The sequence below is a fragment of the Rhodopseudomonas faecalis genome (genome assembly GCF_003217325.1).
Classification (GTDB): domain Bacteria; phylum Pseudomonadota; class Alphaproteobacteria; order Rhizobiales; family Xanthobacteraceae; genus Rhodopseudomonas; species Rhodopseudomonas faecalis.
This window is the reverse complement of sequence record NZ_QJTI01000002.1, coordinates 63,751-80,851: the sequence shown is the minus strand read 5'-3', so window position 1 is coordinate 80,851 and position 17,101 is coordinate 63,751. Positions and strand designations below refer to the sequence as shown.

General features: G+C 64.8%; 14 protein-coding genes. 7 read left to right on the top strand and 7 right to left on the bottom strand.

Annotated features, from left to right (window positions below; translation table 11 throughout):
* Positions 1–103 precede the first annotated feature (103 nt).
* Positions 104–880, bottom strand: coding sequence for an HpcH/HpaI aldolase family protein (locus BJ122_RS02085; protein WP_110779516.1), 777 nt, complete (start codon positions 878–880; stop codon positions 104–106).
* A gap of 369 nt (positions 881–1,249) precedes the next feature.
* Here BJ122_RS02085 and BJ122_RS02080 point away from each other — a divergent pair, with 369 nt between their 5' ends.
* Complete coding sequence (locus BJ122_RS02080) at positions 1,250–1,579, top strand: hypothetical protein (protein ID WP_103012655.1); 330 nt, start codon at positions 1,250–1,252, stop codon at positions 1,577–1,579.
* 70 nt (positions 1,580–1,649) lie between these two features.
* On the opposite strand, the gene BJ122_RS02075 is transcribed toward BJ122_RS02080, so the two are convergent.
* From BJ122_RS02075 to ppc, 4 genes are all read right to left on the bottom strand, one after another.
* Positions 1,650–2,336 carry a DUF2848 domain-containing protein gene (locus tag BJ122_RS02075; RefSeq protein ID WP_110779515.1) on the bottom strand — a complete coding sequence of 229 codons (687 nt, stop codon included), beginning with the start codon at positions 2,334–2,336 and terminating at the stop codon, positions 1,650–1,652.
* A complete protein-coding gene (locus BJ122_RS02070; RefSeq protein WP_110779755.1) occupies positions 2,329–3,678 on the bottom strand; it encodes an amidase in 1,350 nt (449 codons plus the stop codon). The genes BJ122_RS02075 and BJ122_RS02070 overlap by 8 nt, the downstream gene beginning before the upstream one ends.
* A 441-nt stretch (positions 3,679–4,119) precedes the next feature.
* Positions 4,120–5,412 (bottom strand): OmpA family protein, encoded by a 1,293-nt coding sequence (locus BJ122_RS02065; protein ID WP_110779514.1) that lies wholly within the window; start codon positions 5,410–5,412, stop codon positions 4,120–4,122.
* 414 nt (positions 5,413–5,826) lie between these two features.
* A complete protein-coding gene (gene ppc, locus BJ122_RS02060) occupies positions 5,827–8,610 on the bottom strand; it encodes a phosphoenolpyruvate carboxylase (RefSeq protein ID WP_430694734.1) in 2,784 nt (927 codons plus the stop codon).
* A gap of 287 nt (positions 8,611–8,897) precedes the next feature.
* Between ppc and BJ122_RS02055 the strand changes: the two genes are divergently transcribed.
* A complete protein-coding gene (locus BJ122_RS02055) occupies positions 8,898–9,086 on the top strand; it encodes a hypothetical protein (protein ID WP_110779512.1) in 189 nt (62 codons plus the stop codon).
* 8 nt (positions 9,087–9,094) lie between these two features.
* Here the strand turns inward: BJ122_RS02055 and BJ122_RS02050 are convergent, their stop codons facing one another.
* Positions 9,095–9,340, bottom strand: coding sequence for a PilZ domain-containing protein (locus BJ122_RS02050; protein WP_110779511.1), 246 nt, complete (start codon positions 9,338–9,340; stop codon positions 9,095–9,097).
* A 201-nt stretch (positions 9,341–9,541) separates the two neighbouring features.
* Here BJ122_RS02050 and BJ122_RS02045 point away from each other — a divergent pair, with 201 nt between their 5' ends.
* From BJ122_RS02045 to BJ122_RS02030, 4 genes are all read left to right on the top strand, one after another.
* The gene (locus tag BJ122_RS02045) at positions 9,542–9,799 is read left to right on the top strand and encodes a hypothetical protein (RefSeq protein WP_110779510.1); all 258 of its coding nucleotides are present in this window, start codon (positions 9,542–9,544) and stop codon (positions 9,797–9,799) included.
* A gap of 289 nt (positions 9,800–10,088) precedes the next feature.
* Positions 10,089–12,992 (top strand): ATP-binding protein, encoded by a 2,904-nt coding sequence (locus BJ122_RS02040; protein ID WP_110779509.1) that lies wholly within the window; start codon positions 10,089–10,091, stop codon positions 12,990–12,992.
* A gap of 74 nt (positions 12,993–13,066) precedes the next feature.
* Entirely contained in the window at positions 13,067–14,149 is a 1,083-nt protein-coding gene (locus tag BJ122_RS02035) for a YeiH family protein (protein WP_110779508.1), read from the top strand.
* A gap of 4 nt (positions 14,150–14,153) precedes the next feature.
* Complete coding sequence (locus BJ122_RS02030; protein ID WP_110779507.1) at positions 14,154–15,032, top strand: LysR family transcriptional regulator; 879 nt, start codon at positions 14,154–14,156, stop codon at positions 15,030–15,032.
* Positions 15,033–15,065: 33 nt separating this feature from the next.
* On the opposite strand, the gene BJ122_RS02025 is transcribed toward BJ122_RS02030, so the two are convergent.
* On the bottom strand, positions 15,066–15,878 hold the full coding sequence (locus tag BJ122_RS02025) for a crotonase/enoyl-CoA hydratase family protein (RefSeq protein ID WP_110779506.1): 813 nt from the start codon (positions 15,876–15,878) through the stop codon (positions 15,066–15,068).
* 112 nt (positions 15,879–15,990) lie between these two features.
* On the opposite strand from BJ122_RS02025, the gene BJ122_RS02020 reads away from it, so the two are divergent.
* On the top strand, positions 15,991–16,863 hold the full coding sequence (locus BJ122_RS02020) for an SDR family oxidoreductase (protein ID WP_110779505.1): 873 nt from the start codon (positions 15,991–15,993) through the stop codon (positions 16,861–16,863).
* Positions 16,864–17,101 lie beyond the last annotated feature (238 nt).

Below are 17,101 nucleotides of genomic sequence, written 5' to 3'. Positions count from 1 at the left end.
CCACTGTCAAATTACACCACTGTCAAATTACACCACTGCCAAATGACACCACTATCAAATTACAATGGCACGGGCGCAGGACCACGCCGGCACTGAGGAAATACTATCCTTGCTGACCGCCGCCGCCCCGGGTCTCGCCCACCCATTGCCGGGCGGCGCTGGCCATCATGCCGATATCGCTGAGCAGCGTGACCAGCTTGAAGCCGAGGTCGATAGCGCGCTTGGCGCCGGCCGGACCGGAGCAATGGATGCCAGCATAAAGCCCGCGCTGCTCGCATTCGCGCAGCAGCTTGCGAAAAATCTCGATGATGTCTGGCTCGTCGCGATCAAGTTTAGGCGTCAGACCGTAGGAAAAGCCGAGGTCGCTCGGCCCGACATAGACCCCGGCGATGCCATCGACGTCGAGGATCGCTTCCATATTCTCAACCGCAGCACGGGTTTCGATCATCGGCAGGCACAGCGTCTGCTCATTGGCGGTCGCTTGATACGCGCCGCCCGGACCACGAAATCCGGCACGCACCGGGCCATTACTACGCGCGCCGCGCGGCGGATATTTGCAGGCACGGACCAGCGCCTCGGCCTCCTCGGCGCTGTTGATCATCGGACAGATCACGCCATAGGCGCCCGCGTCGAGTACTTTGCCGATGATGCCCGGTTCGTTCCACGGCACCCGCACCATCGGCGTCACCGGAAAAGCCCCCATCGCCTGCAAGCAGGCCACCATCGAGTGATAGTCCTGCACGCCGTGCTGTAGATCGACCGTGATGCTATCAAAGCCGCATTGCGCCATTACTTCCGCGGAAAACCCCGACGGGATCGACAGCCAGCCATTGATCACCACCTGGCCTGACGTCCATATTTCCTTAACCTTGTTGGTCATGATGCAACCCCTCCGCAACTACTATAACTAAACCCGGCCAAGCAGGCCGCCACGGTTCCGACTCATTTCAGTGGTCATTGCCGCCGTCGCCCAGGACCATCGATTGAGCTGATTTTAATCACTCAACTTTGGCGCGAACACCTCCGGCAACTCAGCGATCACCTGCCGCACCGGCATTGTTGCGCCGGGCGAAGGCTGGAGGGCAACCGGCGAGACGTCGTGGATCACGCGGCGTCAATGCGCAGCACAGCGTCCATGCAAAGAGCAGACGCAGGTGGCGTTCACCGCGCAGATCGGCCATGGCCGGCGGCGTTTTTTACTAAGTCTCGGCAGTGGCGATGACGCGGCTGCCAAAGGAGAGAACTTTTGATCAAACGTGCTTTGATTGTTGCTTCGGTGGCCTTGTGCAGCGATGTCGCGCTGGCACAGCATCCCTATGACGGTCTTTGGAACGTGACGGTCCACACCAAGGCGGGCGACTGCCAGCCGTCGATGCAATATCCGCTGGTGGTGACTGATGGCCGCATTGCCGGCACGCCGGATGTCACCGGCAGCATCGGACGCGAAGGCAATGTGCGCGTCTCGATCCGCGGCGCGCTCGCCAACGGTCAGCTCAGCGGCAATGGCGGCTCCGGCAAGTGGAACGGCGCCGCCGCCGGCGTGGCCTGCAGCGGCCGCTGGGAAGCGGCGCGCCAGTAAGCAGTTCTGTGCCTTACACGCCAAACGGCGGCGATGATTTCGCCGCCGTTTTTTGTTGTCTGGTTTGGCGTCAGCCGAGGATCGGCAGCGTCACCACGTCATAGCCGTGGCGCAGCGTGCGCTTCAGCACCGGGTCCTCGAGTTCGCACTCAAAGCGCGTCGACGGCCGCACGCCGCCCTTGACCGGAATGGTGCCGCCGAACATCGCGCAGCCATCGGGCATCTCACTGCCGTTGAACGCCTTGGCGATGATCTCGGCGACCGGCAGCACGCCGCTGAGCCGGCCTTCCTGATACAGCACCCGGTTGCCGCCGATGGTGGCATAGGAGCGCAGCACGATCTGATCCCAGTGGTCGGCAAGCTCGGCGTAGTCCCAGAGCTGCGACGACATCGGCTTTTCGCACATCTGCTTGGCGACGGTCAGTCCGTAGCGCTCGACCTTGCGGTCGGTGTGATCGGAGCCAACCCCAACCATCACCCGGCCCTGCGCGGCGATTAGCACGAATTCCGCTTCGCCGGAGGAATCGCCGCCGACCACTTCGATGCGATCGGCGGTGGTGACCCGCGCGGCGGCAACCCGGTAATAGATCGGCGTCGCGGCCGGACGCGCGATCCCGATCGCCATCAGCTCGGCAATGTGCTTATCGCGCGCGATGGGGTCGCGGCCAGTCCAGCCGGCAATGACGGCCTGCTTGATCGGCAGCGACAAGGGGATGACACCTTGGGCGGTATCAAGCGTGAAGTTCAGTTCAACCACGGATTAGGGCCTCCATTCCGGCAGCAAGTTCAAAGATGCGGCGGTCCGCGCCGCTAACGGCCGCCAGCATCAAGCCAACCGGAACCTCGCCTTCGCGATGGCAGGGCAGCGAGATGGCGCAGCCGTCGATCATGTTGATCAGCGTGCAGTTGCGTAAGCTCAGCAGATTGGCCTTGGTGAACGCCTTGTCATCGGCAAGCTCGGCAATGGCCGGCGGCGTGATCGCCGCGGTCGGCATCACCAAGGCATCATAGGGCGCAAGCCGCACCGCGGCGCGCGCGATCAGCGATTTGCGGGCGCTGACCAGATCGACATAGTCGGCCGCGCTCTGGCTTTCGCCGCGCATGATGCGTTCGCGCACCCGCGGGTCATAGACCTCGCCATGGGCCACGATCAGATAGCGATGCCAGGCATAGCTTTCGGCGGCAGCGAAGCCGCCCTTGGCGCTCATCGGCGCCACATCCAAAAATTCCGGGATCGCGACCCGCTCCACCACCGCGCCGGCGCGCGCCAATTGTTCGAGCGCGCGCTCGAATGCTTCGGCGACCGCGTCGTCGAGGTCGTCGAGCGCCACCGTGGTCGGCACCGCGAGCCGCATGCCCTGCACCGACCGCGCGGTCAGCTCGGTCACCGGCTCGTCCGCCAGCACCGAATCCAGCGTGGCGCAGCACTGCACGCTGCGCGCCAGCGGCCCGACGCTGTCGAGCGAGAATGACAGCGGCACCGCGCCATCGCGCGGCACGCGATATTGGCTCGGCTTAAAACCGACGATGCCGTTGAACGCCGCCGGAATCCGGCACGAGCCGCCGGTGTCGGTGCCAAGCCCGGCATGGGCCATGCCGTCCACCACCGAAACCGCGGCGCCAGCGGATGAGCCGCCCGGCACATGGCCGACCTCGCGGCGCCACGCGCACTTGGGCGTGCCGTAATGCGGGTTGAGTCCGATGCCGGAATAAGCGAACTCGGTCATGTTGGTGCGGCCGATCACCACAAAACCGGCACGGCGCAAACGCGCGACCGCGGGAGCATCGGCCTCGGCGCGCGGATTGTCGTCGAGCGCACGCGATCCGGCGCGGGTGATCTGCCCCTTGATGTCGAACAGATCCTTGATCGAGATCGGAATGCCGGCAAAGGGGGACGGCGCGGCATTGGCTTTGCGCAGCGCGTCCATCGCCTCGGCCGCGGCGATCGCCCCTTCGGCATCGACCTGAATGAACGCGCGCGCGCCCTCACCGCTGGCATCGTTGATCCTGGCCAGACACTGATCGACCAGCTTACGGGCACTGGTGCGGCCGGCTTCCAAATCCGCGGCGAGCGTGGCGAGGGTCGGATGCTGCGTCATGATCATTCCACCTGCTGAGGCGATCGACACCAATCGAAGCTGTTGCAGGTATCGCCGATACGCAGAATGTTTTCCAGCCAGAGCGGCGAGGAACTGGGCAATTTGCATGCGAATTGCGCGTCCGCCTGCCGAAGTTCACGCAAATAGCGGTCATTCCATCCAAAAGTCGAACGGGTTCTAAGGGACCTGAACGCCTCAGGGCGGTCGCTGCGGGCGGCTTCCAAGGCGTGGCCGCGCGCGCACCTGCCGACTCGGCGGCAGCGCTGCGCCGGGCCAATGGCACCATGCGGCGGCACCGATGCCGTTGACGACGCGGCGTTCTACACGCTCGATCGCTGCGCCGACATTTTGGCTGGGATGCGATCTAAGGAAGGCCGGTTATAATCTAAAATGCCGTTCCGGACGCGGCGCTGGAGGTGACACCGCGTCCGGAACGCGAGGTCACTTCACCACGAACTCGATCCGGCGGTTCTGGTTGCGACCTTCGGCATTGTCATTGCTGGCGATCGGCTTCGATGAGCCATAGCCAACCGCGGTGAGCTTGACCGCGCCAACGCCCTTTTTGCTCAGGGTGTCGACGACGGCTTCGGCACGCCGCTGTGACAGCGCCTGGTTCGCAGCCTTCTTGCCGCCCGCATCGGTGTGGCCGGCGACCTCGATCGCAACTGCCGGACACTGGGTCAGCACAGTGGTGAGCTTGTCGATCACCAGCAGCGACGGCTTGGTGATTTCGGCACTGCCGCGCTCGAAGTTGATCTTCTCAGCCGCCACCACCGCGGTCAGCTTGCTCTGGCAGGTCGCCGCCGTGGCAGCGGGCACGGCACCGACCGCATCGGCGGTCTGCGCCGGCGCAGGCTTGGCCACGTCCTTGGCCACGTCCTTGGCCACGTCCTTGGCCACGTCCTTGGCCGCGTCCTTGGCAGCGGCTTCCTTGGCGGCAGCCTCCTTAGCCGCAGCCTCCTTGGCGGCCGCTTCCTTCGCAGCAGCTTCCTTGGTAGCGGCCTCCTTGGCAGCAGCTTCCTTCACCGCCGCCTCATGGGCCGCGGCTTCGGCTGCCGCCTTGGCCTTCTTGCTGGCCGCCTTGGCTTCCTTGGCGGCAGCTTCTTCAGCCGCCGCTTCCGCCGCAGTCTTGGCCGCCGCTTCGGCATTGAGCTTGGCGATGGTCTTGGCCGACAACGCCGGTCCGGTCAGGTCCTCGACCTCGGTGACACGGCGCACGCCTTCCACCAGCAAAATCTCGGTGACGAGTTCGGCGCGCTTGGCCTGCTCGATATCGGTCGGCAGCAACACGTCGCGACCGGCGATGTCGAGATTGATCGCATCACCGCCCGCCTTCTCCACCACCGCGACCACGCGCTCGCGCAGATCCGGCTCGATCTTCGGATAGGCGATGATCGCAAAGCCGATCCAGATCACGCCGGTCGCAAACAGGCCGACCCACCAGCCTTCATAGCGCACCGGCATCAGCTTGGTCGCAACACCGCCAATCACGCCGCCAACCACATAGGCGACCAGCATCGCGACCGCGACTTCCAAGAGCAAGCCGCCTTTGCCAGTGACGACCTGCATCACCAGCAACAGCACCGGCACGGCGGCCACCAGACCGACGCGCTTCAACCAGTAATCTTCAAGATCGGCGGTCCAACCGAACCGTGCGGCCAGCAGCGGCGTTGCCACACCGGCTGCCACCGCGGCGGCAAGCCAACCCCAATACTGCATCAGATAGTAACTCATCGACGACAGTCCCTCTCGGCAAGTCATGGCCTTTGCGAAGCCGATGCCGATCGCCGGACTGGCACCCGGCTTCACGTTGACGCGAAGCTGGAACCAAGCTTTGCACAGTCATATTTCTGACTAAAGCGTAATCACCTAGCCGCCCCTGACTACGGATTAGGCAGCGCGCATCGCAAACCGGCAAATGCGATGACAATTTGAAGAACGTGAGTATCGGAATGGGGAAACGCTGCACGCCAATACCGCACCGCGGCATGAGGACTGCGCAAAATATCTGCTGCGCTTTAGGGCGCCGCAGCGTGGCGGCGCCTATCAGCGGTGCACAATGAACGCACCGGCAACCGCCGCGCGCATGAGTCGCGATCAAAAACAGCCCGCGAAGCCGCCCCCGCCCGCTTTGCGCGGGCAACCAAGCTAGCCGCTGTTACGCAGGCCGGCCGAGATGCCGTTGATGGTGAGCTGAATGCCGCGCAGCACCTGCTCATCGGCACCCTGGGCGCGATGCAGCCGCAATAGTTCGACCTGAATGTGGTTGAGCGGATCGAGATACGGGAAGCGATAGCGGATCGAGCGATCGAGCTGCGGATTGCCCTGCAGCAAGCGCTGGTGACCCATGATGGCGAGCAGCGCCGCGATCGAACTATTCCACTCGCGCCGGATGCGATCGAAGATTCTGGTGCGCAGCTGCCGGTCGGGCACGAGTTCAGCATAGCGCGAGGCGATCGCGATCGAACTCTTTGAGAGCACCATGTCCATGTTCGACAGCAGGCTGCGGAAGAACGGCCACTGCCGATACAGCTCCTGCAAGAACGGCATGCCCTGCTCGGGATGCGCCTTCACCCAGGCCTCGATGGCGCTGCCAAAGCCATACCAGCCCGGCAGCATCAGCCGGCACTGCGCCCACGAGAACACCCAGGGAATGGCGCGCAAATCTTCGATGCGCCGGGTCTTCTTGCGCGACGCCGGACGGCTACCGATGTTGAGCGTCGAGATTTCGGTGATCACCGTCGAGGCCCAGAAGTAGTCCTCAAAGCCCGGGGTCTCATAGACCAGGCCACGATAGGCGCTGAACGCCAGCGCGGAAATCTCGTCCATCGCCTGCAGATATTCCGGGCGCGGCGCGCTGATCTTGGGCTGCAGCAGGCTGGCTTCCAGCGTCGCGGCGGTCAGGATTTCCAGATTGCTGCGGCCAACCTCGGCGTTGGAATATTTGCTGGTGATGATCTCGCCTTGCTCGGTGATGCGGATCTGGCCATTCACCGCCCCGCCCGGCTGCGCCAGAATGGCGTCATAGCTCGGGCCGCCGCCGCGACCGACCGAGCCGCCACGGCCGTGGAACAGACGCATGCGCACGCCATGGCGCTCGAACACGTTCATCAGCTCGATCTCGGCCTTGTACAGCTCCCAGCCCGAGGTGACGAAGCCGCCATCCTTGTTGCTGTCGGAATAGCCGAGCATCACTTCCTGCACACCGCCGCGGCTATCGACCAGCCGGCGATAGTCATGCAGGCTGAGCAGCCGGTCCATGACGTGCGCGGCGTTGCGCAAATCGTCGATGGTTTCGAACAGCGGCACCACATTGATGGCGCTGCGCCCGGCGGGATCGACCAGCCCGGCCTCCTTGAGCAGCACCGCGACCTCGAGCAGATCGGACACGCTCTTGGTCATCGAGATGATGCTCTGCGAGATCACCGCCGGGCCATATTTGGCATGCGCCTGCGCGGCAACGCGGAACACCGCCAGCTCGCCGGTGGTTTCTTCGCTGTAGCTGACAAACGGCGATTGCAGCGGCCGCGGGCTGCGCAGCTCGGCGGTCAGCAGCGCGATACGCGCGTTCTCATCCATCGCCATGTAGCTGGTGCCCGGGATCGCGGCGTCGATCAGCTCGGCGATGGTGCGCTCATGCACGGCGGAGTTTTGCCGGATGTCGAGCGTGGCGAGATGGAAGCCAAAGCAATCGACCGCGCGCCGCAGCCGCCGCAGCCGGCCGCGCGCGATCACCGCGCCGCGATTGGCGACGAGCGAATGATGCATCACGTCGAGGTCGGCTTTGAACTCGGCGGCGTCGGCATAAGGCTGCGACTGTGCCACCGGCGCGCGGATGTCATCGATGCCGAGCCGCTGTGCGGTGGCCGCGAGCCGCGCATAGATGCCGGACACCGCCAGCCGATACGGCTCGGCGCGGCGATGCGGCGAGGTGTCGGGCGAGGCTTCGGCCAGCGCGCGCAGCTCATCCGAAATGCCGGCGAGATTGGCGGCAATCGACAGTTCCAGGCCGAGCGCCTGCAGCTCGGTGAGATAGTGGCGGAACGCACGTGCGCTCTGCATGCGCACCGTGCTGCGCATCACCTCGGCGGTGACGAACGGATTGCCGTCGCGGTCGCCGCCGATCCAGCTGCCCATGCGCAGGAACGAGGCCAGCTCGCGTGTCTCGCCATCATCCTGTGCGAGTTCGTCTTCGAGCACGCCATAGAGCCGCGGCAGCTCGCGCAAAAACGTATAGTCGTAGAACGACAGCCCGTTGCCGACTTCGTCAAGCACGGTGAGCTTGGTCCGCCGCAGCATGTTGGTCTGCCACAGCGTCAGCACCGCGCGCCGGAGCTGCTCCTCGATGTCGCCGGACTCCTCCGGCGTCATCTGCAGCCGCTCGCGATGATCGATCAGCCGCGCGATCTCCATCTCGCGGTCCATGGTGCGTTTGCGGCGCACCTCGGTCGGATGCGCGGTCAGCACCGGCGAGATCAATGCCTGATCGAAGAATTCGCGCAGCTGCTTGGCGCTAAAACCCGCCTCGCGGGCATGCGCCAGCGTCGCCAGCACCCGGCCCTTCTGGGTGCCGTTGCGGGCCCGCATCTGGCGGATGTTGTTCTGGTCCTCGGCGATGTTGGCGAGGTGCGAGAAATAGCTGAAGGCGCGCACGATCCGCACCGCTTCCGAAACGGGCGATCCGTTCAAGAGGGCGGCGAGTTTGTCGAGCGCGTCGCGGTCATTGTCGCGATGAAAGCGGATCGACTTCCGGCGGATGCGCTCGACCAGAAAAAAGACCTTGTCGCCTTCCTGATCGCGCACCGTGTCGCCGAGAATGCGGCCCAGCAGCCGGATGTCGGCGCGCAGCTGGGCGTCTTCATCAGTCAGCGTGACCGCGCCCGTGGCAACAGCCTGTACATCCGGCTCAGTGGGCAGATTTCTGGACGGCACGGCGATGACTCCGATCAATTGCGCATCGACTCTTGCTCGCAAGTTTTGTGCGGCCACGCAAGATCGCATCAGCGCTGTTCACCGCGACCAGTGCGCGCGCTGCGGCAGCTTTGGTCAGACCGCCGACACCGTTTCCATGGCCGGCGCGGTGCGCAGCAGCCCAGGGCGCAGCGCCTCGGCGGCCAGCGCGCCGGAGATCACCACCGCCTCGATGCCGGCGCCATGGGTATATAGATCGTGACCGGCGCCGCGACTACGCGCGCCGCCGTGAGGGGATAGGTCAGAGCATGCCGCGCACGCTGTCGCGCTCAGAGGTCGAGCAGTTCAAGGCGCAGCTGTGTGCCGCCGCCGAACGGCTGATCGAACGGCGCGGCAGCACCGACTTCACCATGCGCGAACTGGCCACCGAGCCCGGCTTTCAAAAGCTGCGTGCCGCGCAGATCGAGGCGCTAATCAACGGCCTGCGCCGGCGTTGAGCTGGCTGTTAGAACGCCAGCCCGTAGCGGCGCCCGATGTTCCACACGACACGGCAACGCTTCTTCGATCCCGAATACAGCAGCTCAAAGCGCTTCGGCAAAGTCACTGGCCCGCAAATTTCGATGCAGGCGCCGCCCGCCGAATAGTCGATCAGCGTACATTCGATCACCGGCGATTTCGGATCGACGATGATCTTCGCCTTTGTCGCCATTAGTCCTGACGGACGTACTCTGGCAAACCGCCTCGGATGCATGTTCCACTCGATCTGATCTGCCTAATAATGGGCGTTATGTGACACTGAATGCTTTAAATATTCCGTTCAGTGATATGGTTACGAAGTTAAAATGCAACCCGTCACACCGCCCGCCCAGGCCGGGCGGTTTGTTCTGCGTCAAACCGCGCTCGGCTGCGGCAACGTAAAGAAGCGCACCCCGTTGGTGCAAAGGACGTCGCGATGTCGCTCGAAAAGCAGCTTGAAGCTCGGATGGCCCGGATTGAACTGGCGGTTCAGCGCGTGCAGCTTTTCATCCTGATGGTGACCGGCGTGGTGGCCATCAATGTCTGCCTGAACTTTGCTGAGATGTATTTCCCGGACGCCGATCTCTGGATGATGCTGGGCACGCGCGGCGGCGCGGTGTTGATCGGCATGCTGCTGGCGTTCATCGCCGCCAAGATCATCGGCTACCCGCTACAGGTGCTGGCCCGCGCCTGAGCCACCAGCACCTTCCGGCGACGAACTTGGTCGAAGCACCCAGCTTCCGGATACGATCGGCTTACCATCCCAGCGCGCTGTTGGTCGTCTCGGCAAAAATCCCGTCGCCCGCTACCAGAAGTTGCACTATAATATGATTCGGCGTGGCCGCCAGGGCGCGCCCTGCGCTGCTGCAGGCCTTCGGAACTTCCGTTTTCTGCAGCAGCGGCCGTGGCTTGCCTTCGCCTTGTGACATAACCGCCTGATCTTCCAACCGGCCCCGCCGCCGCTTCGGCCTTGGGAGTACCGAGTGAAGGGATTACGCCTTTCCACGCGCCTGACCATCGCGATCGTGGCGCTTGTCGTCGCCACCGCCGGCACCGTCGGCTATCTCAGCTATCGCGCCATCGAAGCTATCGCCATACCGCGCGCCCTGATGCGGCTAGATGCGCAAGTCGACACGCTGGCCCATGGGCTCGGCAACATGATCGCCGCCGCGCGCGCTGATCTGAAGAGTTTTCGCGATGCGGTCGGGATCGAAGAGGTCATCACCCTCAGCCGGGCGCCACCGGGTGACAGCATCGGCGGCATGACGCTGCCACAATGGCGGGCGCGGCTGGCCCGTTGGTTCGCGGCCAAGCTGGAGGCCCAGCCGGACTACGCGCAGATCATGCTGATCGGTCTTGGCGATATCGGTCTTGGCGATATCGGTCTTGGCGATATCGGTCTTGGCGATATCGGTCTTGGCGATGACGGGCGCAAGCTGATCCGGGTGCAGCGCAGCAGCAACGGCACCACCGAGATCGCCCCGGACATGATGCGGCTGCCGCCGGACCAGCGCGACGCGTTCCGCAGCGCGGTCAAAGCCTCGCCGGGGGCGATCCTGGTCGCGCCGATCGAATTGCAGCTTCAGGATCAAAGCGCACCAGCGCCGCAGGCGGTTCCCGCCATCCAATTGACCGCACCGATCCTGACCGCCGATGGCCAGCTGCTGGGTCTGGTGGTGTTTCATGTCGATCTGCGCACCACCTTCAGGCGCGTCGATGATACCAGCCGCTCAGAAAGCACGATCTATGTGGTGAACGACAAGGGAGACTACCTGATCCACCCTAACCCCGATCGCGAATTCGGCTTCGCCCGCGGCACACCATTCCGCATTCAGCAGGATTTTCCCGCGCTCGCTGACGCGATCAGCACCGGGCGGTTTGAACCGGAGATCATCAATAATCATACCGGCGAGCCGTTCGGCGTCGCGCTGTCGGCGGTGCAGCTCGGCGGCGGCCGGCAGCTCGCGGTGATCGCCGCCATCCCGGAGCATACCATTGTCGCGGTGGCCCTGACCGCGCTGCGCAACTCCAGCCTGGCTGGCGGGTCGATCGCGGTGCTCTGTGCGATGCTGATCGCCTTCGTGCTGGCCCGCACCTTGACCCGGCCGGTGACGCAGATGACCGCGGCCGTGACCAGCTTTGCGGGCGGCTCGGCTCTCGAAGTGCCGGAAAATGCCGGCGGCGAAATCGGCGTGCTGGCCCGCGCCTTCAATCGCATGGTGCGCGAGGTGCGCGAGAAGAACGCCGCTATCGAGCACGACAAAGAGATCTTCGAAGGCATCATGGGCGTGATGTCCGAAGCGGTGCTGCTGATCGACGCCGATGGCGGCGTCGCATTCGCCAATCAGGCCAATCAGCGGCTGCTCGGCCCGATCGATATGACCGATCCCTATTGGCGCGCCCCCTATGACATTCTCGAAATCGACGGCATCACCCCGGTGCCGCGCGACCGCTGGCCTTCGAGCCGCAGTCTGCGCGGCGAGGAGGTCGATGATTACGAACTGATCTACCGGCGCCGCGACACCGGCAAATCGATCCACGCCATGGGCAGCGCCCACCCGATCCGCAATGCCGAGGGCAAGGTCACCGGCGCGGTGGTGGTCTATCGCGACATCACGGCCGCCAAGGAAACCGAACGGCTGCTGCTGCAATCGCAGCGGCTCGACGCGGTCGGACAGCTGACCGGCGGCGTCGCCCATGATTTCAACAACACGCTGACGGTGATCACCGGCACGGCGGAAATCCTGATCGACAATCTCGCCGACCGGCCGGAGCTGCAACGGATCGCCAAGCTGATTGACGAGGCCGCCAGCCGCGGCGCCGAACTGACCAAGCACCTGTTGGCCTTCGCGCGGCGCCAGCCGCTCAATCCGCGCAATATCGACGTCAACAGCCTGGTGCTCGACACCGCACGGCTGCTGCGCTCCACACTCGGCGAGCATATCGAGATCGAAGCCATGCTCGGCAATGATACCGAGCCGGCGCATATCGACCTGTCGCAATTGTCGTCAGCGCTGCTCAATCTCGCCGTCAATGCCCGCGACGCCATGCCCGATGGCGGCAAGCTGACCTTTGAGACCGGCAATGTGGTGCTTGACGAGGTCTATGCGCAGAACAATCCCGGCGTGCTCCCCGGCGCCTATGTGATGATCGCGGTCAGCGACACCGGCAATGGCATTCCCGCGGCGGTGCAGGACAAGGTGTTCGAACCGTTCTTCACCACCAAGGAAGTCGGCCGCGGCACCGGGCTCGGGCTGAGCATGGTGTATGGCTTCATCAAGCAGTCGAACGGCCACATCAAGGTCTATAGCGAGGAAGGCCACGGCACCAGCATCAAGCTCTATCTGCCGCGCGCCTCCGCCAAGGCCGAAGAACTGAGCGCCGCAGAGCCGGTCGAAGGCGGCACCGAGACCATTTTGGTGGTGGAAGACGATGCCATGGTGCGGCGCTTCGTGGTGGCGCAGCTCACCGCGCTCGGCTATCGCGCGCTGACCGCCAACAACGGCGCCGCCGCGTTGGCGATCGTCGATGGCGGCGCCGAGTTCGACCTGCTGTTTACCGACGTGATCATGCCCGGCGGCATCAACGGCCGGCAGCTTGCCGAAGCGGTGCGCGAACGGCGCCCGGACCTGAAAGTGCTGTTCACGTCGGGCTATTCCGAAAACGCCATCATTCATCACGGCCGGCTCGATAGCGGCGTGCTGCTGCTGCAAAAGCCCTATCGCAAATCCGAACTGGCCCACATGGTGCGCGCCGCGCTGGAGCGCACCAGCTCCAGTGCAGCCGCGCCGCCCCCGATCGCGAAGTGCGACGAGTTCACCTTGCCGAGCCGCGACAAGCCCCGCACGCGCCCCCGCCCAACACTTATCATCAATAGATCCGATTGATTGAAGCGATATAATCTGTTGGATTGATGGAACGAAAATCCCGATGGTGAGCAAAACCACGGAGGATTTCCGTCATGTCAATCACTTTACCGCCCGTCGATGCACCGCAACCGCACGCCCCCCGTTTCAGCAGCGACGCCGCCCAAAGCAGCGCAACCAGCGTCGCGGCCGCTGATCCCGCTCCGGCCGGGCTGTGGCGCGGCCTGCTGCTCACCGTCGCCATTGCCGCCGCTGCGGTCGCTTTGGTGCAGACGCCATGGCTCGCCGCGCTCAGCCCGATGATGCTGGCGATGCTGATCGGCATCGTGCTGCGCAATACCGCGGGCGCCATGCCCTGGGCCAGGCCGGGCATCGCTTTCAGCATCAAACGGCTGCTGCGGCTCGCGATCGTGCTGCTTGGGCTGCAGCTCACCGCCGCGCAACTGATCGCAGTCGGCGGCCGCGGCCTTGCGATCATCGCGGCCACCCTGCTCGCTACCTTCCTGTTCACCACCTGGGCCGGACGGCGGCTCGGCGTCGATCGCAAGCTCTGCCAATTGATCGCGGCCGGCACCTCGATCTGCGGCGCGTCTGCGGTGATGGCCACCAACACCGTGACCCGCGCGCCGGACGAGGATGCCGCCTATGCGGTGGCCTGCGTCACGGTGTTCGGTTCGCTGCTGATGCTGCTGTACCCGCTGCTGCCGACCGTGGTCGGCCTCGATGTGCCCTCTTACGGGCTGTGGGCCGGCGCCTCGATCCACGAGGTCGCGCAAGCGGTGGCCGCCGGCTATCAAAACGGCTCGCGCGCCGGCGAAGCGGCCACCATCGCCAAGCTGGCCCGGGTGATGCTGCTCGCGCCAATGGTACTGGCGCTCGGCGTGATCGCGCGCCGCAGCGCCGCCGAACAGGCCGCGCCGCGCCCGCCGCTGCCATGGTTCGTGTTCGGCTTCATCGCCATGATCGTGCTGGGCAGCGTGGTCGAGATCCCCGCGTCCCTCCAACACCAGCTCGCGCTGTTGACCAGCTTTTTGCTGGCGACGGCGCTGGCCGCCATGGGGCTCGACACCGATCTGCGAAGGCTGGCCGCCGAAGGGTTTCGGCCGGCGCTGCTCGGCGCGCTCGCCACAACCTTCATCGCCACGTTCAGCCTGGCGCTGATCAAGCTCACTGGATGATCCCATGACTCTCGAACAGCTACGTATCTTCATCGCGGTCGCAGGCCACCAGCATGTCACCCGCGCCGCTGCCGAATTGCATCTGACGCAATCGGCGGTGAGCGCGGCGATCGCGGCTTTGGAGCGGCGCTATGACGTGCGGCTGTTCGACCGCGTCGGCCGCGGCATCGTGCTGACCTCCACCGGCCAGCAGTTTCTGCGCGAGGCGCGGGCCGTGTTGGCCCGTGCCGATGCCGCCGTGCAGGTGCTTGATGAGCTCGCCGGGCTGAAACGCGGTAGCGTGACGCTGGCGGCGAGCCAGACCGTCGCCAACTACTGGCTGCCGCCGCGGCTACAAGCCTTTCGCGCCGCCCATCCGCACATCACGCTGCAGCTCGAGATCGTCAACACTACCCAGGCGGCGCAGGCGGTGCACGAGGGCCGCGCCGAACTCGGCTTTGTCGAGGATGACATTGATGACCCGACGCTGGCGGTGCGGCGGATCGACGAGGACCGGCTGGTGATCGTGGTCGGCTCGCGCCATCCCTGGGCCGGGCAAAAGACCATCGCCGCCAGCCGGCTGAAAGCGAGCTGCTGGGTGCTGCGCGAACCGGGCTCGGGTACGCGCGCGATGTTCGAGCGCGGCCTGCGCAAGGCCGGCATCAAACCATCGGAATTGCGGATCGCGCTGGAACTGCCGTCCAACGAAGCGGTGCGCGCCGCGGTGGAAAGCTCGGACTGCGCCACCGCGATTTCCGAGCTGGTGGCCGCCTCGTCGCTGGCGGCCGGCACGTTGCACCGCGTCGATTTCGAGCTGCCGCGGCGCTCATTTTCGGTGCTGCGCCACAAGGAGCGCAGCCCGAGCCAGGCGGCAAAGGCGCTGCTGGCTCAGCTCGGCTGCTGATCCAAGCAGCGATCGACGCAGATGGTCGCGCAACTACACGTCGGCGAAGCGCGGCGGCCGCTTTTGCAGATTGGCAAACACCGCCTCCATCTGGTTCTTCGAGCCGATCAGCTTCTGCTGCTCGATGCTTTCGGCGAGCAGCGCCGGACCGGGATCAACCGATAGCTTGTTGATCATGCGCTTGGCGGCGCGGATCGCATCCGGGCTCTTGCCGGCGATCTCGCGCGCCAATTCCAGCGCCGCGGCGAGCGGGTCCTCCGCGATCCGGGTCACCAGGCCATAGCTGCGCGCTTCCTCCGCCGAGATCACGCGGCCGGTGTAGATCAGGTCGCGCAGAATATCGTCGCGCAGCAGCGTCGCCAAAATCGGCGTGCCGGCCATGTCCGGCACCAGCCCCCATTTGATTTCCATGATCGACATGCGCGCATCCGGCGCCAGCACCCGAATATCGGCGCCGAGCGCGAGCTGGAAGCCGCCGCCATAGGCGACGCCATGCACCGCGGCGATCACCGGCACCGGCAGCTGCCGCCAGCCCCACACCACCTGCTGCGGCGCATTGGCCTGGCCGTGCGTGCGTTTGGCAAGATCGCGCGCCGCTTCCGCGAGCAGGCCGGTGCTGCTCGAGGAACTCAGCGCCGCGAACTGCGCCATGTCGAGGCCCGCGCAAAACGCCTTGCCCTCGCCGGACAGCACCACCGCGCGCAGCCCCTTCTCGCTGTGCAGCCGATCGAGCGTTGCCAGCAGCGCTTCAAACATCGCCGGATCGAGCGCGTTCATCTTGTCGGCGCGCGTCAGCCGCACATCGGCCACGCCCTCGGTGATCGTCACTGCAACCCTGTCGTTCATCGCTGACCGTCTCCTGCCCAACCAGTTTGTCGCGCCGTACAGAAAAGCGTTGTCGATAATTAGTCAATCGCCTAATTAACGCAGCTAGCACATCACTGTTGCGGGGATCATCATGTTCCAAGATCAGCTTCTCGCCGGCCGACGCATCCTGGTGACCGGAGGTGGTACCGGGCTCGGCAAATCGATGGCCGCCAAATTCCTGAGCCTCGGCGCCGAAGTGCATATTTGCGGCCGCCGCAAGGGCGTGTGCGACGATACCGCGACCGAACTGATGGATAGCTATGGCGGCCGGGTCGCGACCTATGGCGTCGATATCCGCGACGCCGGCGCCGTCGATCAGATGATCGAGACCATCTTTGACGACGGCCCGCTCACTGATTTGATCAACAACGCGGCTGGAAATTTCATCTCACGGACAGAGGAACTGAGCCCGCGCGGTTTCGATGCCGTCGCCAACATCGTGATGCACGGCACGTTCTACGTCACGCACGCGGTCGGCAAGCGCTGGATCGCCGGCGGCCATCGCGGCAATGTGGTGTCGATCACCACCACCTGGGTCCGCAATGGCAGCCCCTATGTGGTGCCCTCCGCGATGAGCAAGGCCGCGGTGCACGCCATGACCATGTCGCTGGCCGCCGAATGGGGCCGCTACGGCATCCGCCTCAACACGATTGCGCCCGGCGAAATTCCCACCGAAGGCATGAGCAAGCGCATCAAGCCGGGCGACGAGGCCGGCGCGCAAACCATCAAATTCAATCCGATGGGCCGGGTCGGCACCATGGAGGAATTGCAGAACCTCGCGGTGTTTCTGATCTCGGGCGGCTGCGACTGGATCAATGGCGAAACCATCGCCATGGACGGCGCGCAGGCGCTGGCGACCGGCGGCAATTTCTATCAGCTGCGCGAATGGAGCGACGACGACTGGCGCATGGCGCGCGAAACGATCCGCGCCCAGAACAACAAGGACCGCGCCCAGCGCGACTAAAGATCCTTCCGGAAAGGCGATCATGACGCGCCCTCCCTCTCCCCCGCGCCCTGGCGGAGAGGGCGGCGCGCAGCACGGCCGAACACCCGGCCCGCGTGCTGCACCTGCTAACAATGCAGCGCGGCAACCGACAAACTATTGTCCTTAGATGGTGTTCGTCATGCCCGCGCTTGTATTCGCTGGCAAAGCGCGGCAGTCTGATCGCCAACAATAACTAACAATCACCATTGTGGGAGCG